The 21352-nt window shown below is 63.4% G+C and carries 22 protein-coding genes; 7 read left to right on the top strand and 15 right to left on the bottom strand.

From position 1 onward, the window contains the following. Positions 1-12: 12 nt before the first annotated feature. Genes CH292_RS06485 through CH292_RS06460 form a run of 6 tightly spaced genes read right to left on the bottom strand, consistent with a single transcriptional unit; the run spans position 13 to position 5029 of the window. A complete protein-coding gene (locus CH292_RS06485) occupies positions 13-423 on the bottom strand; it encodes a Zn-ribbon domain-containing OB-fold protein (protein WP_094654332.1) in 411 nt (136 codons plus the stop codon). Further along, a complete protein-coding gene (locus tag CH292_RS06480) occupies positions 420-1574 on the bottom strand; it encodes a thiolase family protein (protein WP_094654331.1) in 1155 nt (384 codons plus the stop codon). The genes CH292_RS06485 and CH292_RS06480 overlap by 4 nt, the downstream gene beginning before the upstream one ends. Further along, positions 1571-2005, bottom strand: coding sequence for a MaoC/PaaZ C-terminal domain-containing protein (locus tag CH292_RS06475; RefSeq protein ID WP_094654330.1), 435 nt, complete (start codon positions 2003-2005; stop codon positions 1571-1573). The genes CH292_RS06480 and CH292_RS06475 overlap by 4 nt, the downstream gene beginning before the upstream one ends. After that, positions 2002-2601, bottom strand: a complete 600-nt coding sequence (locus CH292_RS06470) for a MaoC family dehydratase N-terminal domain-containing protein (protein ID WP_094654328.1) — start codon at positions 2599-2601, stop codon at positions 2002-2004. Before CH292_RS06470 ends, CH292_RS06475 begins: the two co-directional genes overlap by 4 nt. Beyond that, positions 2598-3800: a CaiB/BaiF CoA-transferase family protein gene (locus CH292_RS06465; RefSeq protein WP_094654326.1), complete on the bottom strand. Its 1203-nt coding sequence runs from the start codon at positions 3798-3800 to the stop codon at positions 2598-2600. The genes CH292_RS06470 and CH292_RS06465 overlap by 4 nt, the downstream gene beginning before the upstream one ends. Next, entirely contained in the window at positions 3797-5029 is a 1233-nt protein-coding gene (locus CH292_RS06460) for a CaiB/BaiF CoA-transferase family protein (protein ID WP_094654324.1), read from the bottom strand. Before CH292_RS06460 ends, CH292_RS06465 begins: the two co-directional genes overlap by 4 nt. A 167-nt stretch (positions 5030-5196) precedes the next feature. Between CH292_RS06460 and CH292_RS06455 the strand changes: the two genes are divergently transcribed. Continuing rightward, entirely contained in the window at positions 5197-5790 is a 594-nt protein-coding gene (locus CH292_RS06455; protein ID WP_094654322.1) for a TetR/AcrR family transcriptional regulator, read from the top strand. On the opposite strand, the gene CH292_RS06450 is transcribed toward CH292_RS06455, so the two are convergent. From CH292_RS06450 to CH292_RS06410, 9 genes are read right to left on the bottom strand one after another with little or no spacing between them, the layout of a single operon-like run. Next, positions 5780-6982, bottom strand: coding sequence for a CaiB/BaiF CoA-transferase family protein (locus CH292_RS06450; protein ID WP_179277925.1), 1203 nt, complete (start codon positions 6980-6982; stop codon positions 5780-5782). The genes CH292_RS06455 and CH292_RS06450 overlap by 11 nt on opposite strands. Then, positions 6982-8454, bottom strand: a complete 1473-nt coding sequence (locus CH292_RS06445; RefSeq protein ID WP_094654320.1) for an aldehyde dehydrogenase family protein — start codon at positions 8452-8454, stop codon at positions 6982-6984. Before CH292_RS06445 ends, CH292_RS06450 begins: the two co-directional genes overlap by 1 nt. A gap of 1 nt (position 8455) precedes the next feature. Beyond that, positions 8456-8929, bottom strand: coding sequence for a MaoC family dehydratase (locus CH292_RS06440; protein ID WP_094654319.1), 474 nt, complete (start codon positions 8927-8929; stop codon positions 8456-8458). After that, positions 8930-9820, bottom strand: coding sequence for a CoA ester lyase (locus CH292_RS06435; RefSeq protein WP_094654318.1), 891 nt, complete (start codon positions 9818-9820; stop codon positions 8930-8932). It abuts the gene before it with no gap. Between the two features lie 11 nt (positions 9821-9831). Continuing rightward, on the bottom strand, positions 9832-10998 hold the full coding sequence (locus CH292_RS06430; protein ID WP_094654316.1) for an acyl-CoA dehydrogenase family protein: 1167 nt from the start codon (positions 10996-10998) through the stop codon (positions 9832-9834). Positions 10999-11012: 14 nt separating this feature from the next. Beyond that, the gene (locus CH292_RS06425) at positions 11013-12656 is read right to left on the bottom strand and encodes an AMP-binding protein (protein ID WP_094654314.1); all 1644 of its coding nucleotides are present in this window, start codon (positions 12654-12656) and stop codon (positions 11013-11015) included. Continuing rightward, a complete protein-coding gene (locus CH292_RS06420) occupies positions 12653-13678 on the bottom strand; it encodes an LLM class flavin-dependent oxidoreductase (RefSeq protein WP_094654312.1) in 1026 nt (341 codons plus the stop codon). Before CH292_RS06420 ends, CH292_RS06425 begins: the two co-directional genes overlap by 4 nt. A gap of 25 nt (positions 13679-13703) precedes the next feature. Continuing rightward, the gene (locus CH292_RS06415; protein ID WP_094654310.1) at positions 13704-14474 is read right to left on the bottom strand and encodes an SDR family NAD(P)-dependent oxidoreductase; all 771 of its coding nucleotides are present in this window, start codon (positions 14472-14474) and stop codon (positions 13704-13706) included. A gap of 32 nt (positions 14475-14506) precedes the next feature. Continuing rightward, entirely contained in the window at positions 14507-15697 is a 1191-nt protein-coding gene (locus CH292_RS06410; protein WP_094654308.1) for an acyl-CoA dehydrogenase family protein, read from the bottom strand. A gap of 121 nt (positions 15698-15818) precedes the next feature. On the opposite strand from CH292_RS06410, the gene CH292_RS06405 reads away from it, so the two are divergent. The 6 genes from CH292_RS06405 (at position 15819) to CH292_RS06380 (ending at position 21351) form a co-directional block, all read left to right on the top strand. After that, positions 15819-16973 (top strand): thiolase family protein, encoded by a 1155-nt coding sequence (locus tag CH292_RS06405; protein WP_094654306.1) that lies wholly within the window; start codon positions 15819-15821, stop codon positions 16971-16973. Between the two features lie 11 nt (positions 16974-16984). Continuing rightward, on the top strand, positions 16985-17749 hold the full coding sequence (locus CH292_RS06400; RefSeq protein WP_094654304.1) for an SDR family NAD(P)-dependent oxidoreductase: 765 nt from the start codon (positions 16985-16987) through the stop codon (positions 17747-17749). Further along, on the top strand, positions 17746-18504 hold the full coding sequence (locus CH292_RS06395; RefSeq protein ID WP_094654302.1) for a crotonase/enoyl-CoA hydratase family protein: 759 nt from the start codon (positions 17746-17748) through the stop codon (positions 18502-18504). Before CH292_RS06400 ends, CH292_RS06395 begins: the two co-directional genes overlap by 4 nt. A 1-nt stretch (position 18505) precedes the next feature. Beyond that, positions 18506-19243 carry an SDR family NAD(P)-dependent oxidoreductase gene (locus CH292_RS06390; protein WP_094654300.1) on the top strand — a complete coding sequence of 246 codons (738 nt, stop codon included), beginning with the start codon at positions 18506-18508 and terminating at the stop codon, positions 19241-19243. 147 nt (positions 19244-19390) lie between these two features. Continuing rightward, the gene (locus CH292_RS06385) at positions 19391-19873 is read left to right on the top strand and encodes a TRAP transporter small permease (protein ID WP_306437480.1); all 483 of its coding nucleotides are present in this window, start codon (positions 19391-19393) and stop codon (positions 19871-19873) included. A 32-nt stretch (positions 19874-19905) separates the two neighbouring features. Then, positions 19906-21351, top strand: coding sequence for a TRAP transporter large permease (locus CH292_RS06380; protein WP_094654445.1), 1446 nt, complete (start codon positions 19906-19908; stop codon positions 21349-21351). Position 21352: the final 1 nt, after the last annotated feature.

Here is a 21352-nt window from a genome sequence, read left to right as displayed (position 1 = left end):
AAGGTAAGGGGTTCAGTCGAGTACGAAGACGGGCACGTATTCGTGCTCGTCGGCTTCACCGGATTTGTGGAATTCGGCGTGGACGGACGCACCGGTCAGAGATTCTGTGCCGTCTGTGACCAGTCGGGTCCACCACCATGGGCCTTCGTCGAGTTCGACGACGGCAAGAATGTGTTGCGGGACCACATCGCGATCGGCATTGCGGCCGTACACGGTGGTCCACGAAATGATTCGGCCGCGGCCGCCGGCAGGTGTCCAGCGGTAGTCGGCGTCGTTCGCTACTGCGGTCTGTGGAGCGAGAAGTTCGCCGGTGCGGATGTTCTCGCGCAACAGGAACTCGCCACGCGCAGTGCCGTCGAAGAACTCGGCAGTCTGTGCGTCGCGGCGGACGGGTACGAGGGGAATGGACAGGATCGCGGTCATCGGCCGGCTCCCAACAAGAGGGTGGAATGGTGGTCGAGGACGCCGCCGTTGCCGGAGACGAGGGCCGTGTGGTGTTTCTCGACCTGACGCTCCCCCGCCTGACCGCGAAGCTGGATGACCGCTTCGGACAACGGCGTCATTCCCCACATGTAGTACGACGACAGCTGTCCACCTCCGGTGTTGACCTTCAGCGAACCGTCGGGACCGAGAAGACCTGGCGTCGAGACGAATTCGCCACCGGCTCCTTTCTCACAGAATCCGTAGTCCTCGAGTGAGATCATCAGCGTGTAGGTGTAGCAGTCGTAGAGTTCGACGAGATCGATGTCGGACGGCGCGAGCCCAGCAGCAGCGAACGCCTTCGGTCCCGATTGCGCTGCACCGCTGACTAGTCCGAAGTCCTCGCTGCGCCGCATGTAGTGGCCGGGATGCGACTGAGCCGACGCGAGGATGTCCACTGGCGGTTGTGCCAGATCTCTGGCACGTTCGGCGCTCGTCACGATGACGGCCACCCCTCCGTTGGATACCAGGCAGCAGTCGAGGAGGTGGAAGGGTGAGCTGATCATCCGCGAATCCTGATGATCGGCGAGGGTGATCGGATCACGCATCTGTGCAAGCGGATTCAAAGCAGCCCAGGCTCGCTGTGCGACCGCAACGGCACCGAGCTGCTCGGAGGTGGTGCCATAGGTCTGCATGTGTCGGTTGGCCGCGAGTGCGTAGAGCGAGTTGGCACTGTTGACGCCCGTCGATCCGAGGATTCCCTCCCAACCGACCCCGCCCGAGTTGGCCTGCGCGTACGACGCGCCCGTCGCTACGCGCTCCTTCAACGGCGCGTCCGCGAATACACACGCCACCGCGGTGGCCTGCCCGGATTCGATGGCCAGTGCTGCGAACTGAACCATCGCGCCTGCCGTCGAGCCGTAGGACTGCATTACCGACAGTAGCGAGAGGTCTTCGAGACCGAGTTCCTGTGCCAGCGGCAAACCGAGTTCACCGGTGACTCCCCCGCTGATGAGAAGACCGTCGATCTCGCTCAGCTCGAGGTGCGCATCGGCCGCTGCCCGGCGGACCGCGGCGGCGCCGAAGTTCGTTGCCGTCTTACCGTAGATCCGGCCCATCTCGGTCACACCGAGGCCGGCGATCGAGGCTTTCATACCAGCGCTTTCTGGAGAGGCAATTCGACCTCCATGGTGCCGGGTCCGACGGTGACGACGCCCTCGTTACGGCTGATCAGCTCGACCGTCACGACGCCTTTGTCGCCTCGAATCTCCTTGCCCACGACGGTGCCGTGCACCGTCGTGGTGGTGCCGACGAGGTTGAACTTCTTCATCGCGAAGCCCTTCACCGATCCGATGACACCGGTCGGTCCTGCCCAGTCGCGAACTGCCCGCTCCCACATGCCCATCAGGAACAGCACGTTGGCGTAGGCCTCGGGTGCGCCGGAATCCTTGGCGTATTCGGAGTTGTGGTGGATGGAGTTGAAGTCGCGGTTCGACCCCGCCGCCATCACAAGCCGGTACATCGACAACGGGTATTCGGGCACCGGGAGCTGCTCGCCCTCGGTGACGTCCTCGAAAAATCTCATGATTCGGAGTCCTCGGTTACGGGGTTGTAGGCGTAGACGACGTTGCGTACTCGCGCAACGACGTCGCCGCGGTCGCTGACGATGTCGTTCTCCCAGGACAGGAACGCCCCTCGGCCCAGCGAGGTCTGCTTGGGACTGCACGAGATCAGGCGTCGTCCTCGGTTTCCGAGTCGCTCGCCGAGCAGAACCGGCCTGACGAAGTCGAGTTCCATGCTGGCAGTGAGGAACCCGCTTGTGTCGGGTCCGGGATATGGGTCCTCGTTGTTGATCGGGCTTCGTGTCGGTTGCGCGTCGCGATCGGCACTGCCGTACAACGTCTCTTCACCTGGGCTGCGCATCGCTGCGATCGCCCAGGACAGCAGGCCGGTCGAGGGTGCGATCACACCGTCGAATCCAGCGCCGCGGGCGGCATCCTCGTCGTAGTGGATCGCGCTGTCGAGCTCGAGCGGTTCGAGATACCTGCGTACGGTTCCGGACTCGACCGGATCTCCACCCCAGCGAATGCTGCCGTCGGAGAAGTCCTCACCTACCCGGTCGACAAGTTCGTCCCAGTCCGCCACCCAGGACGGTCTGACGTCCGTCAGTTCTGCGGTCATGCCAGTGCACCTTCACTTTCCAATGTCTCGATCTGCTCGGCGGTGAGGCCGAGAATGTCGCTGAGTACGTACGAGTTGTCCTGGCCGCACACCGGTGCCGCTCGTTCGACGGACAACGCCGTGTCACTGAGCTGGTATCGGGGGCCCTCGACGGTCACTCGGTCGTGCAGAGGGTGGTCGAGCTCCACCAGGTGTCCTCGGTGTCTGAGCTGCGGGTCCTCGCAGAAAGCCTGACTGTCGGCCGAGACGTGCGCGGCAATACCGACGCGTTGCAGGAGATCTTCGAGGTCCTGCGAGCGATGCCGCACGGTCCATCCAGCAACGAGATCGTCGAGTTCGTCAGTTCGCCGCAGTCGGACGTCGAGCGTGCGGAAACCGGCTGCGGCGTCGGGAAGATTCATGACCGTGGCGAGCATCCGCCACTGGTCGTCATCGCCGACGGTGATGGCCACGAATCGGCCGTCGACGCAAGGGTAGACACCGTTGGGAGCGAACGCTGCGTCGCTGTTGCCACGCCGTTCGACCACCGTGCCCTCGGCGGAATACTGCGCCAGGTAGGGAGATTGCAGGTAGGCACCGCACTCGACCTGCGAGATGTCGATGTACGCGCCGACGCCGCTCTGCTCACGCTGCAACAGGGCAGCGAGCAACGCCGCCAAGCCGAATCGGGGAGCGACGTAGTCGGTGTACGGGCCGAACGGTCCGAGCGGAAGTCGATCAGCCCATCCCACCGCGGACTGGAATCCCGACAGCGCGGCACCGACGTTTCCATAGCCGGCCAGACCGCTGTAGGGACCGTCCTGTCCGTTGATCGAACTGCTCACCATGATCAGGCCGGGATTCGTCGCGCTCAAAGTCTCGTAGTCGAGCCCCCACTTCTTCATTCGCCCGGGCGCGTAGGACTCGAGGACGACGTCGGCCCAGTCGGCAAGAGATCTGGCGACGCCGCGTGCGGCCGGGAGCCGAAGATCCAGGGAGACGCCGAGTTTGCCAGCATTCACATTCCCGTACAGGGCCGAGTTCTCGTGTCCTGCAACACCACCCTCGAAGGGAGGCATCAGGCGCGCGGTCTCGACCTTGGTGCCGGATTCCACTCGTACGACGGTGGCGCCCGCGTCGGCCAGTACTCGCCCGACGAGTGGGCCCGCTACCACCCAGGACATGTCGAGGACCTTCACTCCATCAAGGGGCTTGCTCATGACGCGTTCTCCATGACGCGCGTACCGACCCAGTCGGCGAGAACTTCCTCGGTGTGTTGCCCGATGGACGGTGCAGGCGATCGGACCTGGAGGGTCTCCCCACTGATCTTCGCGAATGCACCCGGCATTCTGACCGCGCGACCTGCGTCGTCGACGACTGTGGAGTAGAAGCCTCGCGCATCCAGCTGCGGGCTCGCAGAGACGTCGCCGGTGTCGTAGATCGGCACGCACAGCAGACGGTGTTCGCGTGCCGCTTCCAGCACGTCGTTCTTCGTCTTGCCGGCCAGGAACTCCGCGACGGCGCTCCGGGCTTCCTCGAATCGAGCATCGTCGAACTCCCCGCGTGCCACCATGTCCGGAATTTCGCGCCAATCGATGGACGCGAACCGCTCGTAGGCCGGATTCTCCGAGGCCATCCACCCGAAGAACGCGGTGGTGAACGCACCGGAGGCACGGCCCACCGTGAGATGGAATTCGATGAGACCGTCGGCGCAGCGCCACTTCTTCTTGGCGGGATCGGTACCGGAACCACTGCCGGACTGATCCATCTTTTCAGCCGGACCATCCACCAGTTTTTCCCACTCCGGGGCTACGTCACCTGCGGTGTGGGCGAGAACCCTTCCCAACGTGGCTGTTCCGAGACATGCCTGTGCGGAGACGTCGACGTGCTGACCGCGACCGGTTCGTGTCCGTGCCAGCAACGCGAGCAAAGCACCGTCAGCGGCATCGGCGGCGGCATGCAGAAAAGTCTGCGGAATCGAGATCCTGACCGGGGGGCGATCCGCCTCCCGATGCGGGTCGAGCGGTCCTCCCGCCGCCCACACCACAAGGTCACTGGCGGCGTAACGTGCCTTCGGCCCGGTGGATCCGAACGCCGAAATCGAGACGTAGACCAGACGCGGAAACAAGGTGTGCAGTTTCTCGAATCCGAGCCCCAGGCTGTCCATCACGCCGGGCCCGGCGGACTCGATCACGACGTCGGCCTGAGCGATCAAGTCGTGGAGACCCGCTGGATTCTCGAAGTCGATCGCGATGCCGCGCTTGTTGGCTGCGTAGGTGTCCCAGAAATACGATCCATGAGGTCCAAGAGGCTCGGACTGACGTGCCGAGGACCCACCGAGCGGCTCGACCTGGACCACGTCGGCTCCGAGATCGGCAAGCATTCGGCCTGCGAGCAAGCCACGATCATCGGTGAAGTCGAGCACGCGGTACCGCTCCAACAGCGCCATTGCGCCCACCAATCATGAAAAGGGAGAACACCTTCCGGATCAGCAGGAAGGCGGAACGTTTCTGAACGTTCTTCGTCTGTAACTAGGAAAGTACACTCCCTCTAGACGCGAATCAATGGTTTTCAGTGGTTCAGGTCACAAATCTTTCGAACGAGAAGGAGACGGCTGTGCCGGACACCTCCAAGACGGGGCGCCCACGCGACCCCGACCTGGAACGACGCGTGTTCGATGCCGCCGTCGACATTTTCGGAACGCAGGGGTGGGCCAAGTTCTCCATCGAAGCCGTCGCGCGTCAGGCCTCCGTCGGAAAGGCGTCGATCTACCTTCGGTGGCCGAACAAGAACACCCTGCTGCAGGACGCCATCGAGGACCGCATCACCGTCGTCGCCACTCAGGATTCCGGTGACATCAAGGCCGACCTCCTCGAACTCGCCCGTCAGACCATGCGGCTCTACCTCGGCGGAGCAGGACGAGCGATCTTTCGCATGGCCATCGAGGGGGATTCCATCCCCGGCGTCACCGATCAGTTCGCGCTCTTCCGCGACTCGCAAACTCTCGCCGCACGCGAGATGGTCCGCAAGGCCATTGCCCGCGGAGAACTCCCCGCCGACACCTCGGTGACGCTGCTGCTCGAAACCTTGCTCGGCGCAATCATTCTGCACACCCTCAGCACACCGAAGGAACTCGACGACGCAGTACGGGCGCACTCCGAGGAGTACGCCCGCAACTTGGTCGACCATGTACTGCGAACTACGCGCTGACGATCCCGCGCGCCGCGAGGTCGGTGAGCTCGTCTGCGCTCAAGGACAATTCAGCCGTCAAGATCTCGGCCGTATGCTCCCCGATTCCGGGCACGCCGTCGTACACCGGACCGTCGTAGCTCTTCATGTGCAGGACCGGACCCGGCATCAGGACCTTGCCCAGAACGTCGCTGCCGGTGATCTCCACCAATGTCCGCTCCAAGAAGTGCGGGTCCTGCACCACATCCGATGCGTCATTCACAGCGGCGCTCACCACCTCGAACTTCTCGAGCACCTCGAGCACCTCGGCACGCGGCATGCTCTTGCACCAGTCGATGACCATCTTCTGCACGTCGTCGTTGTTCCGTAGGCGATCGGCATTGGTGGCGTAACGAGGGTCGTCGACGACCTCCGCTTTGCCCATCGCAGCGAACAACCGCTTGGCGATGGCCTGATTCGACGCAGCGATGGACAGGAACTTGCCGTCCTCGGCCTCGTAGATGCCGCGAGGGGACGCGGCTCCGGTCGAGTTGCCGATACGCTGCTGGATCTCGCCCGTCGCGGTGTACTTGAGGAACATGTCTCCGACGATGAACATCAGCGGCTCGTACAACGCGACGTCGACTTCCTCACCGATACCGGTCTTTTCCCGCTTGAACAACGACATCGCCACGCCCATTGCGGCGGACAAGCCCGCGATGGAGTCGGCGAACCCGAACGGCGGGGAGGTGGGAGGCGAGTCCGGCCAACCGTTGACGTTCGCGAATCCACTGGCCGTCTCGGCGACGGTGCCGAATCCAGGCAGCAGGCGGTTCGGTCCGGTCTGGCCGAAGCCGGACACCCGAGCGAGAACGAGCCCGGGGTTGTCCTTCGACAGTTCCTCGAACCCGAGTCCCCACGCTTCCAGACGCCCGGGCCTGAAAGACTCGATCACGACGTCCGCGCCGGCAATGAGACGCTTGACCAACGCTCGCCCCTCGGCGTCGCGCAAATCGATCCCCACCGATCGCTTTCCTGCGTTGAGACGCGAGAACCCGAGGGACAAGCCCTTTTTCTGCGGAATCCACTGCCGTGCATAGTCACCCGAGGCTGGGTCCTCGACCTTGATGACCTCGGCCCCGAAGTCACGCAGCATGCGGCCTGCCGTCGGCGCGGCGTACATCGTGCCGAGTTCGACGACCTTGATGCCCGCGAGCGGACCGGTGGCGCCCATCAGATCCTCCACTGGATGTGCTTGACCTCTAGGTATTCCTTCATGCCCCACTCGCCGAGCTCACGGCCGACTCCGGACTTGCCGTAGCCGCCGAACGGCGCGTCGGGGCGCATCGAGCCGCCTCCGTTGATCCACACCGTTCCGGCTCGGACTTGCTCCGCGACCCTCCTGGCTTCGATCGGATCGTCGCACCAGACATTGGCCGCGAGACCGTAGTCGGTGTCGTTGGCGAGACGGATCGCTTCTTCGGTGTCCTTGAACGGCACGATCACCGCGACGGGTCCGAAGATCTCCTGCTGTACCGCCCGCGCGCTGTGCGGAAGCCCGCCCAGGAGAACCGGATTGACGAACCATCCCTTCTCCGGCAGCGGCTTGGTGACCTGGAGAAGTTTCGTGCCGCCTTCGGCGACCGATCCGTCGATGAATCCGTTGACGCGGGCCTGATGGTCAGGGCGGATCATCGGTCCGATGTTGGTCGCGGGATCCCACGGGTCGCCGACGACCATCTGATCGAACGCCGATGCGCCGGCCTCGAGGAACTCGTCGTACACGCTGTCGTGCACGAGAAGCCGGGCGAGCGCGGCACATCCCTGGCCGCCGTTGCGTGCCCAGCGAAGGTGCATCTCGACGGCGATCTTCTTGACGTCGACGCCTTCGAGCACGATGTTCGGGGACTTGCCGCCGAGTTCGAGCGTCACCCCGGTGAGGTTGGCCGACGCCTGTTCCATGATCTTCGCGCCGACGCCGTCGGAGCCGGTGAACGAGACCCGATCCACGCCGCGGTGCGACGAGAGCTGCTGTCCCACATCGGCGCCGCCGACGATGACGTTCATGACGCCCGGCGGCAGGCCGGATTCCTTGATGAGGTCGCCGAGGAACAGGGTGGTGAGCGGGGTCCGCGGCGACGGCAGCAGCACGACGGTACAGCCCGCGGCCAGCGCGGCACCGAACTTGAAGATCGCGAGGTTGAGCGGGTAGTTGTATCCGGTGATGGCGGCAACGACGCCGACGGGCTGGTGGACGACGTCGCTCATCGTCGGAACCGGCTTGTCGTACTCACCCAGGTGGATCGTGCGATCGGTCTTCGCAGCCTCGGCGGCCCATCGCAGATGCTCGTCGACGGCCATCTTCACCTGCAGGTACGACGCCAGCGATACCGGGCACCCGACCTCGTTGACGATCGAGGGCAGCAACCGGTCCGCAGCCTTCTCCAACGCGTCGGCGAAGCGGTGGATGTGCTTCGAGCGCTCTTCACCGCTCAACGCGGACCACGTCGGAAACGCCTGCCGCGCTGCGGCAACGGCGTCGTCGACCTGACTGCTCGACGCTCCCCCGACGGTCGCGATGACCTCTTCGGTGGCGGGGTTGTACACGTCCCAGGTTTCGCCCTGCGGCTGGGCGTCGGTGTCGCCGATCAACAGCGTCCTGGTGTCCGGTACCCACTTCTGGTCGATCTCTGCCACTGCAGTCATCTCACACACCTTCATTCTGGAAATTGGCGGGCAACTTGGCCATCAAGCCGACGCGCTCGAGGACGCAGACGATCTCGTCGCGCTGGTTGTAGCCGATGTGCTCGAACCACACGATCCCGGAATCGTCACGGCTCTTGGATTCGCGCTTGTTCTTGATGGTGGTCTCGGCGCGCAAGGTGTCGCCGTGGAATACCGGATTGGGGAAAGTGATCTTCTCGTAGCCGAGGTTGCCGAGGGTGGTGCCCATGGTCAGCTCGGGTACATGGAACGCACCGATCAACGCAACGGTGAAGAGACTGTTGAACAGCCGCTGGCCGTGGATCGTGCCCTTGCAGAACTCGGCGTCGAGGTGCAGCGGCTGGATGTTCATCGTCAGCGAAGTGAACATGACGTTGTCCATCTCGGTCACGGTTCGGGTCATCGCATGCTTGTAGTGCTTGCCGACCTCGAATTCTTCGAAATACAAGCCTCGCATTTACTTCTCGCCTCTCTTCGTGATCGCTTCGGCGCGCTCCAGCCACTGAACTGCTTTGTCGTAGTGCGCCTTGTCGATGTGCAGACCTCGGTAGCGCAACGCGCCGGTCCCCTGCGCTTCGGCCTTTTCGTACGCTTCGGCCAAGCCTCGGTAGAATTCGATATCCTGCTCCGACGGGCTGAACACTTCGTTGACGGTCTCGACGTGCGACGGGTGGATCGCGATCATGCCTCGGAATCCCAGTTGACGACCCTTGACCGCGAATTCCCGGAGACCGTCCAGATTTTCGAGGTCCTCCCACAGCCCGGTCAGCGCGTGGATCTTCGCTTCCCTGCACGCGAGGAGAACCCGGCTACGCAGGTAGAGGGTTTCGAGTCCATCGAGCGTCCATTCGTATCCGACCTCGCGGGCGATATCGGCGTGCTCGGCGGACGGGCCGATCATAGCGCCCACGCGCGGCGACGCCGTCGCGACCTCGAGGCAGTTGTGGATCGCCTTCACTGTCTCGACAGGCACGATGTACTCAAGCCCGTCGACACCGTTGCGTGCCTCGAAGTGGTCAAGCAACGCGTCGTACTGCAGTACGTCGACTGCCTTTTCGATCTTCGGCGCGAAGACGCCGGTGAGGCCGGGGACAACGACGGCTTCGAGATCGGCACCGGTGAGCCTCGTCGTAAGTGGGTTGACGCGAACGAACAGTCCCACATCGGGATTGGTCTCACGGACCCTCTCGATCGACTCGGCGACAGTTGCGCGCGCAGACTCCTTCTCCGCCAGGGGAACCGAGTCCTCCAGATCGAGGACGACGCAATCGGCGCCGGACGCGACGGCCTTGTCCACCCACCGCGGGCGGTGACCGGGCACGAACAGGATCGAACGATAGGGCTGCATGTCACTCCCCTTCAGTAGCTGCGCGGTAGGCCGAGAACATGCTCGGCGGTGTAGTTGAGGACCATCTCCTGGCTGATCGGCGCGATCCGCATGAGACGGGATTCGCGGAAGTACCGTTCGACATGGAACTCCTTGCCGAAACCGAACCCGCCGTGCACCTGAAGCGCTGCGTCGGCGGCGAAGAAGCCTGCCTCGGCGCACAAGTACTTGGCGGCGTTGGCTTCCCGTCCACACGGTAGTCCGGCGTCGACCATCCACGCGGCCTTGTCGACGACGGCGGTCGCGGCGTCGAGTCGGATACGCGATTCGGCGAGCTGGAAAGCGATGCCCTGGTTCTTTCCGATGGGCCGGCCGAACACTTCTCGTTCCTTGGCGTACTGGGTGCCGCGGCGCAGCGCCGCTTCACCGATGCCGAGAGCGGCATTGGCCGAGATGACGCGCTCGGCGTTCAGACCACCGAGGATGGTGCGGAACCCGTGGCCTACCTCGCCGACGACGTCCTCGTCGGCGACGAACAGTTCGTCGATGAACAGTTCGTTGGTGTCGACGGCATTACGGCCCATCTTCGGGATCGGACGAATCTGGACTTTACTGCGGTCCATGTCCGCGAACAGCAATGTCATTCCTGCGGTGCGCTTCTCGCCCTCGATGCGCGGGCTGGTGCGCACCAGAAGCAGCATCTTCTCCGCTTCCTGCGCCTTGGTGATCCACACCTTCTTGCCCGACACCAGGAATCCCCCGTCGACCTTCTTCGCGAACGTCTTGATGTTGGTGGTGTCGGTGCCCGCGTCGGGCTCGGTGACGGCGAACGAGGTGTGCAGTTCCCCGGTGACGACGCGCGGAAGGTACTTCTTCTTCATCGCCTCGCTGCCGTGATTGATGATCGGCTCGAATCCGAAGATGCCGATGTGGACGGCACTGCATCCGCCCATACCCGCTCCGGATGCGGAGATCTCACGTTCGACGATGGCCGCTTCGGTGACGCCGAGTCCGCCGCCGCCGTATTCCTCGGGAACGGTCAGTCCGAGCCAACCGCCCTCTGCGACAGCGTTGTAGAAGTCCCACGGAAACTCGTGGCTGTCGTCGTGTTCCATCCAATAGTCGTCGGGAAACGCCTTGCAGAGCGTCTTGACCGCGGCGCGGATGTCGTCGTGTGTTGGGTCGGATGAGTAGTCCATGTGTATCTCCTGCGCTATGCGACCGGCACCGCAGTGCGATCGAACGTGTCGGCGGTGATGCCCTCGTCGCGCAGTACTGCCTTGCGGACCTTCTCGGACGGTGTCTTGGGAAGTGCGTCCAGGAAACGGACGTAGCGCGGTGTGGCGAAGGCCGGGATTCGGCCCTTGCACCAGTCGAGAATCTCTGCCGGATCAGCCTTTTCGCTGACGACCACAGCCGCGAGCACCTCGTCCTCGCCGGCCTCGACGTCGGCGGGTACACCGATGACAGCGCATTCGACGACCGCCGGGTGTGCGAGTACGGCCTGTTCGACCTCGTAGGAGCTGATGTTTTCCCCGCGCCTACGCAGCGCGTCCTTGTAGCGGTCGACGAAGTAGAACCAGCCGTCCTCGTCCTTCCGCAATGCGTCACCGGTGTGGAACCAGAGGTTGCGCCACGCTTCGAGAGTCTTCTCCGGCATGCCGTAGTAGCCCATGCTGCAGGTCCACGGCTGGACCGGGCGTACGACGAGTTCTCCGACTTCACCGACGGGTACTTCGCGATCGGTCTCGGGGTCGACGAGCCTGATGTCGAACCAGTCCGACGCCACCTTGCCTGCCGCACCGGGCGGGATCTTCTCGCCGTACGGAGTGAGGATCGGTGCACACGTCTCGGTCAGCCCGAACGCGTTGACGAAAGCCTCTATGCCGTAACGATCTTTGAACTGTTCGACGACGGTGTCTGCGATCGGGGCGGCGTACACCGCGCGCAATTGGTTGTCGCGGTCGTTGTCCCGCGGAGCCTGTTTCCACGCGAAGTCCATCATGACGCCGACGAAATTGGTGACGGTGACGCCGGAGTCGCGGACCATGTCGATCCATCGGCTGGCACTGAACTTGGGGTGCACTACGGCGCTGGCGCCCGCGACGAGGGCCGGATAGACGGCCATGAACTGGGCGTTGCCATGGAACAACGGCGTCGCCGTCATGTAGCGATCCGACGGTGTGAGGCGCGTCAGCGACACGACCTCCTGCGCAAAGAAGTACAGCTGCGAGTGCGGCATCGCGACGCCCTTGGACGGCCCTGTCGTGCCCGAGGTGAAGAAGATCGCCCCGAGGTCCTGCGCCCGCGGCGCGGGAACGGTGACGGGTGTGCCCTTCTCCAACTCGTCCCAGGCTTCGGCCTGCCATCCGTGCTCGCGCAGCAGAGTGAGTGCCTTGTCTGCGGTACCGGTGTCGATCACCCAGAACTTCTCGATGCCGCGGCTGTGCTCGGCGATGGCAACGAATCGCTCGGCGAACGTGTCGTCGATGACGGCCCACCGTGCGCCGACGGTGACGATCTGATGTCGGAGGAACTCACCTTCGTAGTTCGTGTTGATCGGAACTTCGACGGTTCCGCCGACGGCGGCAGCGAACCAACTACGCACCAGTCGTGAGGAATTCATCGCCATGATGACGACGCGGTCGCCCTGTTGCGCTCCTGCGGCATGCCAGGAACCGGCGATACGTTCTGCGGCGCCGAGGATATCGGAGTACGTGAACTCCAGCTTCTCCTCGGGCGTCACCAGGAAGGTGGCGTCGGGCGTGGCCGCGGCGTGGGTGCGCAGCACGTTGCTGAGCGTCCACCCGTCGGGATCGGCGAAGGTGGGGTGCAGATCGGTGTATGTCTGGCTCACTTGAAATCCCGGAACGGTTCGAGGGCCAGCATCGACGGAACGACATCCTTACCGAGGCGCTCGATCGCGGCGATGGTCTCGTCGCCGTCCATCGTCGGCCACTGGGGCCGAAGAAGGAGAGGATCGACCGGCAGGGTGGTCACCAGATCGGTGAGCTTGCCGACGACGTCGTCCGGGGTACCGACGATCACGTGATCGGAGACCGACTCGGCGAACTGGCCTGCGAGATCGCGGCCGGCCATGACGTCGAGACCCTTTGCCGCATAGGTGAGATACCGGCCCTGAGCGACACGGGCGTACTCGACCATCGCCTCTTCCTTGCTGTCCGCGACGAGGACATTGCGACGAAGCGGCTGGAGGCCGAATTCCTTGCCGCGTGCCTCGAACAGATCCTTGACGACGCGGTAGCGCTCCTCGACCTCGTGCTTCGGGGTCTCGGGCGGCACGGCGTAGGCGTCGCCGTACTTTCCGGCTCGGCGCACACCGCCCATGGCGTGCGCACCGATCCAGATCGGGACGTGCGGTTGCTGAACGGGATGCAGGTGCGGTTTGACGCCGTCGAGCTGGAAGTACTTGCCCTCGAAGGTGACCTCGTCCTGGGTCCACAGCTGCTTCATGACCTGAAGGGATTCGTCGAACCGCCCGGCTCGCTCCTTGTACGGAACCTGGAGATAGTCGAATTCCTCTGGGCGGTAACCCAATCCGGCGCCGAAGATCAATCGACCCTCGGTAACGACGTCGAGCGTCGCGATCTCCTCGGCGAGCATCACCGGGTGATACAGCGGGGCGATCATGATCTGTGTGACGAGCTTGGTCGTCGGCGCGACGTGCGCGGCAAGGCGAGCGAGCAGCGGCACCGGCTGAAGCCAGCGCAGATCGCCGTAGAGGAAGTGCTGCCCGATGGCGATGTAGTTGAATCCGTTGTCCTCCGCGGTCTCGACGATGCGGAGGATGTCCTTGAACTGCTGCGCCGGCGTCACCGACTTCGGCACGTCGCTGAGCAGTAAGCCGACCTGAACCATGAGAGTCCCTTCTGATCTGGCGCGCTTATTGCGCGGTGAGGCCGCCGTCGACGGGGATGGTGACGCCGGTGATGTAGCTGGCGTCGTCACTGTTGAGGAATGCGATGACCGACGCGATCTCCTCGGGCTCGGCGCCGCGGCCGAGCGGGATGGTCGCGACGAAGTCGGCTGCAAGAGCCGTCACGTCCGAACCTTTTTCGCGTCCGAAGAACTGGGCGAGCATCGGCGTCTTGACCTGGCCAGGGCAGATGACATTGACGCGGATTCCGTCCTTGGCGCCGTTGAGCGCGAGCGCGCGGCCGAACGGTACGAGCGCTCCCTTCGTCATCGAGTAGATGGGGCTGAACGGTGATCCGATGAGAGCCGACGTCGAGGAGGTCAGCGTGACCGAGCCTTTTCCGCCTGCCTTCTTGAGTAGTTCGAACCCGAGCGTCGTGGAGTAGTAAGCGCTCTTGACGTTGACATCGATGTTCTTGTCCCACGTTGCATCGTCGACCTCGAGTCCGCCTGGACCCGGCATGCCGACCTGGGCGTGCAGCGCGTGCAGTACGCCCTTCTCTTCGTCGATCTTGGCGAACAGAGACCTCAGGTCGTCGTTGTTCGTCGCGTCGACGGTCACGGCCGTGGCCTGTCCACCGTCGGCTTCGATCTCCGCGGCAACTTTGCGCGCAGCTTCCTCACTGAGGTCGGTGACGTAGACGAACGCGCCTTCGGAGGCGAGACGGTGGCTGATGGCACGTCCCATGCCGGATCCTCCGCCGATGACGGCGGCGATGCGACCTTCATAACGCTGCATTTCTTGTACTCCTTCTCAAGTTACTTCGTTATTCAAGCGCGTTGGTCGAACGAACGTCCCAGTAATTCGGAAACTATTCGGGTTCGCTGCATGGTCGGCGTTCCACCGGCGAGCGCCCAACCGTGCGCGTCACGGTGCATGCGCTCGATGCCGAATTCCTCGGTGTAGCCGTTGCCGCCGTGAAGCTGCATCGCGAGATCGGTGACCTTCTTGGCCATCTCGTTGGCAGTGCACTTCGCAAGCGAGACGTGCAGCGAGTTGGGAAGCTGCTCCCCGTCGATCACCGATGCAGCTGCACGCTGCAGCAGTAGCCTCGCAGCGTCGACCTGAAGCGCCATGTCCGCGATCGTCATCTGCACGGCCTGGAACTCGATGAGCGGCTTGCCGAATTGCGTTCGCTCCTGGACGTAGCGGATCGACTGGTCGAGTGCAGCCTGGCCGAGCGCAAGGCTCATCGTCGAATTGCCGAGTCGCTCGATCGAGAACGCGGTGAAGAGCGTGCGGAAACCACCGGGTTCGACGACGATGTTCTCCTTCGGGACGGCGACGTCGTCGAAGTAGATGTCGGCCGACGGAATGCCGCGGAAGCCCATGAGCTTTTCACGTGCGCCATAGCTGACGCCTTCCCGGTCAGCTTCGACGAGAACCGCACCGATCCCCTTGGCACCGGGTGCGTCGCTCATGCGCGAATAGACGAGGTAGACGTCGGCCTCGGAACCGTTGGAGATCCAGCGCTTGTTTCCGCTGACTCGGACGGTGTCGCCGTCTACCGTTGCTTTGGTGGTCAGGTCCGTGGCAGCAGAGCCTGCGTCCGGTTCGGAGATCGCCACGGCCATCGTCAGGTCGCCGGCGATGATTCCTGGGAGGAACCGCTCACGCTGCTCCTCGGTTCCGATCCGGGCGATCACCTGGGCTGGCCCGGTGTTTGCCTCGAAGATCTGGAATGCGGCGGGCCTGCAGTGGTAGGCGAACTCCTCGATGACGTTGAGCGCCTGCTGAAGTGGTGCACCTCCTCCGCCGAAGCGCTCGGGAAGGGCGATCCCGAGGAAGCCGAGCGACCCGAGGAATTTGCGTTCTTCGAGCGGGAACGCAGTTCTCTCCGCATCCCACTGCGCAGCCTTGGGGGCGTACCGCTCAGTGGCGACCTTGGCGGCCACCTCTTTGATGGCGCGCTCGTCGTCGGTGAGTGTGCTGGCAGACATGGCCACCTCTTTCATGCTCATGATTATACTAATCCGGTGTGACCTACGGTACAAGATCTCACCCGTCGGCCACTAGGTTCATGCTAAACATAATCATGAATAGTTCGCGAGCTTTCCAGAAACCTGCTTCAGGAGGGTTTACATGACACGAGCAGTCATCGTCGACGCCGTTCGTTCGCCCATGGGCAAGGGCAAAATCGGAGGTGGGCTGTCACACCTTCATCCCGCCGACCTTCTCGGTCAGGTGCTGCGGCAGCTGGTGGACAGATCCTCGCTCGACGCAGGGTTACTGGACGACGTCATCATCGGCTGCGTCGGCGGCAACGGTGAGCAGTCTGGAACACCCGGCCGTCAGGCCGTGCTGTCCGCGGGTTTCCCGGTCCACGTGCCGTCGGTGACGGTCGAACGCAAATGCGGCTCCGGCCAGCAGGCACTGGATTTCGCCGTCCAAGGCGTCGTAGCCGGTGCGTACGACATCGCTATCGCGGGCGGCGTCGAATCCATGAGCCGCGTCCCGATGGGCAGCGCGCGCGGTGACGCCGACCCGTTCGGCGAGGGAGTTCGTGAACGGTTCCCAGTGTTGGTGCCGCAGGGAGTGGCCGCGGAACTCGTCGCGCAGAAGTGGGGAGTCTCCAGGTCGGAACTCGACGAATACTCCGCTCGCTCCCACGCACGAGCCTCGGAAGCGGACTTTGCCGGCGAGATCGTGCCGGTCGGTGGGCTCGTCGCCGACGAAACCATCAGAACGGGCACGACGGCCGAGAAGCTCGGCGGACTGAAAGCCGTGTTCGGCACCGAAGAACGACGAGCGCAGTTCCCTGACCTCGACTGGACCGTGACCGCCGGGAACGCGTCGCAGATCACCGACGGTGCGGCGGCCCTGTTGGTGATGAGCGAGGAGCGGGCCTCGCAGTTGGGTCTGCGGCCCCGGGCCAGAATCGTCGCCTCCGCGGTGATCGGCGACGATCCGCTACTGATGCTCACCGGCCCGATCCCGGCGACCGAGAAAGTGTTGAAGAAGGCGGGTTTGACGCTGGCCGACATCTCCGCCTTCGAGGTCAACGAAGCCTTTGCCTCGGTACCGCTCGCATGGGCGAAGGAGCTCGGCGTCGATCAGGCCGTTCTGAATCCCGTCGGTGGAGCGATTGCACTCGGACATCCACTTGGTGCTTCGGGCGCCCGCATCATGACCACGTTGATCAATCACCTCGAACGCACCGGTGGCCGTTACGGACTGCAGACCATGTGTGAAGCAGGCGGAATGGCCAACGCAACCATCATCGAGATACTGAAGTAAGGAGTCGGTTCATGGATCTCACCAATTCTTCCGCGGTCGTCACGGGCGGGGCGTCCGGCCTCGGACTCGCGACGGTCAAGCGGTTCGTCGCCGCAGGCGTCAACACTGTCATCGTCGATCTGCCGCAGTCCGCCGGCAAGGACGTGGCGCAGGAGCTCGGCGACTTCGTGCAGTTCGGTCCCGCCGACGTCGCCGATCCCGACGCCGTCGATGCGGCGTTGGATCTCGCCGAAGCTCGGGCTCCCATTCGGTCGGTCGTGCACTGCGCAGGCCGCGGCGGAACCGTTCGGGTCGTCGAAAAAGACGGAACACCAGGCTCTCTGGAGCTCTACACTTCACTGATCCAGACGAATCTGATCGGCAGCTTCAATGTCCTCAGGCTCGCAGCAGCTCGGATGGTCCGCAACGAACCGGTCGACGGTGAGCGCGGCGTCGTCATCATGACGGCATCCGTCGCAGCGTGGGAAGGTCAGATCGGTCAGATTCCGTACGCGTCGGCCAAAGCCGGTGTTGTCGGCATGACGTTGGTTGCGGCTCGCGATCTGTCTCGTAAGTTGGTTCGCGTCAACAGCATTGCGCCCGGAATCTTCGACACCCCGATTCTGTCCCGGTTCTCCCAAGAAATTCGCGACGGCTTGGCCGCCCAGATCCCCCACCCCGCGCGCCTCGGCGACGCCGACGAGTACGCCAAGCTCGCCCTGCACATCGTCGACAACGCGATGATCAACGGCGAAGTCATACGCCTCGACGGGGCGATCCGGATGGCACCGCGATGACGGTCCTTGTGAAGCAGGTCGACGGGGTGCAGGTAGTCACGATCGCCCGGCCCGAAGTGCGTAACGCGATCGACACCGCCACCGCGCAGGCCATCGCCGACGCCATGGACGAGCTGGATGTCCGCGACGATCTCGTCGCGGGTGTCATCGCCGGTGAGGGCAAGAGTTTCTGCACCGGAATGGATTTGAAGGCCTTCCTCGCCGGTGAGAAGCCGTCGATTCCGGGGCGAGGATTCGCGGGAGTCGCCGAGACTCCCCCGGCAAAACCGCTGATCGCTGCCGTCGAGGGCCACGCCATCGCCGGAGGTTTCGAGATCGTGCTTGCCTGTGATCTCGTCGTGGCGTCGGAGACAGCAATTTTCGGCCTCCCCGAAGTCAAGCGAGGTCTGCTCGCCGGCGGCGGCGGGTTACTCCGGCTGCCCGACCGGGTCCCGCGCGCACTCGCCGTCGAATGGTGCCTCACCGGCGATTTCATCAGCGCACAGGAAGCCAAGGACGCCGGCCTGATCAACCGGCTCACCCCAGCGGGAGAGGCACTGGAGGTCGCGCTGGAGCTGGCGAAGAAGATCGCGAAGAACGGCCCGATGGCTGTGCGGGCGACCAAAGAAATCATCACCAAGGCGCGCGACTGGTCCAACGACGAGCAGTTCGCGGAGATGTGGAAGATCTACGAGCCAGTCCGAAGCTCGGAAGACGCCCGCGAGGGGGCATCGGCGTTCAAGGAGAAACGGACTCCGGTCTGGCGAGGGCGCTGAGGTGGTCGCGATCGTCACCGGTGCCGGAAGCGGGATAGGCAGAGCCGTCTGCCTCGAACTCGCGCAGGCAGGTACGCAGGTACTCGCCGTCGACATCGATCTCGCAGGCGCCGAAGAGACCAGTCGGATGTCGGACGGCACCGTCGTCGCGCACCGCGCTGACGTGTCGAATCCAGCTGAGGTCGAGCAATACGTGGCCGCTGCGGTCGACACACTCGGCATTCCGGATCAGTTCTTCAACAATGCCGGGATAGCAGGAGCCAACCGAGCGATCGTGGACATGACTCCAGGCGAGTGGTCGACCACGATATCGGTCAACCTGAACAGCATGTTCTACGGACTGAAGTATGTTCTTCCACACATGATCACGGCGGGCAGGGGACAGATCGTCAACACAGGATCCATCGCGAGCCTGCAAGGAGCAGCCAAGCGCGCGGATTACGTAGCCGCGAAACACGCGATTCTCGGACTGACGAGAACTGCTGCAGCCGAGGTCCGTGACCACGGAATAGCTGTGAACTGCATCTGTCCCGGGTCGACCGACACGCCCATCATCGGCAAGTTCAGAGCGCTTCTCGCTCGCGACGGTCAAGCAATCCCGGCCCTCGGTGTCGGGGGTCGCGGTATGGCAAGTGCCCAAGAGGTCGCGCGCACAGCAGCTTTCCTTTTGCGAGACGACGTCCCGTTCCTCACGGGGTCGGCTATTTCCGTCGACGGTGGTGCATCGGGGCGGTACTGAATGTCCGATTCTATTGCTTCGCATCATTCGTATAGATAGAGTTGCTTGCATCACACTCTTTCGAGCGGAGCATCTGTTTTGACGAATCCTGTAGGCAATCGCCTGTTCACGCTGGTCGAGATACCTGCGGTAGTGGGACTCCTCGCAATGATGGTTCATACCGTCGCAAATGCATTCTCTCGCACTGTGTTCGGGGATCCCATATCTGGCACTCTCGAACGAGTCCAGTACTGGTACATGCCCTTGGTCGTCCTACTGGGCTTCGTGATCGCGATGCATCGTGGCGAACACGTGTGGGCCGATATGTTCTTCACACGGTTCCCTGCGGCCGCCAAGCGGTACGTTGCCGCAAGCGCAAGCATCGTGTGCGCCGCGGTCTGCATCCTTACCGTCGCCTACTCGTTCGATCACGCGCAACACAATCGCGACATCGAACTGACGGCTGGACTGACCGACATCGCAGCGTGGCCATTGACGTACCTCGTCCCGATCACGTTCGCGCTCTTCGCCGTACAGTACGTACGTCTCGGATGGAAACAAGTGCACGACAAAGATATCGACGATTCCGGATCCACCTTCGCCGTCTCCCCCGAATCCGACCAAGCTGCTGACACAGAGAAGGCACGATGACCGCCGTAGCCACGCGCGAACCCTCGAAACCGATGCCAGGTCGAGTTCGAGCAGGCCGCCTCCCGAGCGGGAGCGTCACCCTTGCAGTATTCGTCGCGGCGGCCGTCGGGTCCACCGTAGGCATGTTCCTCGGCGGATCGAAAGAGACCATCGGTGTCCTGTCGATCATCCTGCTGCTGAGCCTGATCTTCCTGCGGATGCACATCGGTTTCGCGCTCTTGGTGTCCGCGCTCATGGGAATGTGGGCTCTGCGCGACTTCGGTGTCGTCACAAGCACCGTCAGCAAACTGCCGTATCACAATGTTGCGCAATGGACGTTGAGCGTCGTCCCGATGTTCGTGTTCATGGGTCTGCTGCTGTGGCGATCCGGAGTGACCGAGAAGCTCTACGACGTCGCACGGACCTGGCTAGGGTGGATGCCCGGCGGGCTGGCAGTCGGCACCAACCTCGCGGGAGCTGGCCTCGCCTCGGTCAGCGGTTCGACAGTCGGGACTACCTATGCGTTGGCACGTATCGGCATCCCCGAGATGCTCCGAGCGGGTTACGACAAGCGTCTGGCCATCGGATCCGTCATGGCAGCCGGATTGCCCGGCCAGCTCATACCACCCTCGATCACCCTCGTAGTGTTCGCCGGGATCGCTGAAGTCCCGGTCGGAGAACAACTCTTGGCCGGAGTCGGACCCGGTGTGGCAGTGGCGGTCTTGTTCAGCGTCGCCCTGATGATTGCTGCATCGATTGTCAAACCGAGGACACCTGAGAAGGTGGACGTCGCCCCGGAATCCACGGGTGCCAAGTGGCGTGCACTGGTTTCGGTGTGGCCGGTCCCGGTCCTCGTGCTGGTGGTCGTGGTCGGCATGTTCTCCGGCGTCTTCACCGCTACCGAGGCCGGCGCCGCTGCTGCGATGGTTGCGCTGTTCGTCGCACTGTTCGCACGTCGCCGCGACCGCCCATTCGCCGCAGTCAGCGAGGCGGCAGTGAGTGCCGTAGCAAGCACCGGATCGATCTTCCTGATGCTTCTCGGCGCAACGGCATTGTCCAGAATGCTTCCATTGACCGGACTGACGACCGGGTTCACCGACTGGACAACCAACCTCGGTTTGACGGCGTGGCAGTTCCTCGCGTTGATGACTGTGGTCTACCTCGTGATGGGGATGTTCCTCGACGCCCTCGCGATGATGCTCCTGACGGTGCCCCTGCTCATCCCTACGCTCGCCTACCTCGACATTTCGCTGCTGTGGTTCGGTGTCTTCGTCGTCTTCATGGGCGAGCTCGCCGTCATCACTCCGCCCGTCGGCATCCTGTCCTACATCATTCACGGCGTAGCGCAGGACCCAGAAGTGAACCTCGGCAACAAGATCAGTCTGCGCGACGTCTTCGCCAGCGTTGCATGGGTGATGCCGATCGCGCTCGTCTTCGTCGTCCTGCTGATCGCGTTCCCGCAAGTCGCAACATTTCTTCCGAGCCAGATGGGTGGATAGA

Source organism: Rhodococcus sp. 14-2470-1a (assembly GCF_002259425.1).
Lineage (GTDB): Bacteria > Actinomycetota > Actinomycetes > Mycobacteriales > Mycobacteriaceae > Rhodococcoides > Rhodococcoides fascians_E.
Note: the sequence above shows the minus strand (reverse complement) of the source record. Positions and strands in the feature narration are given on the sequence as shown.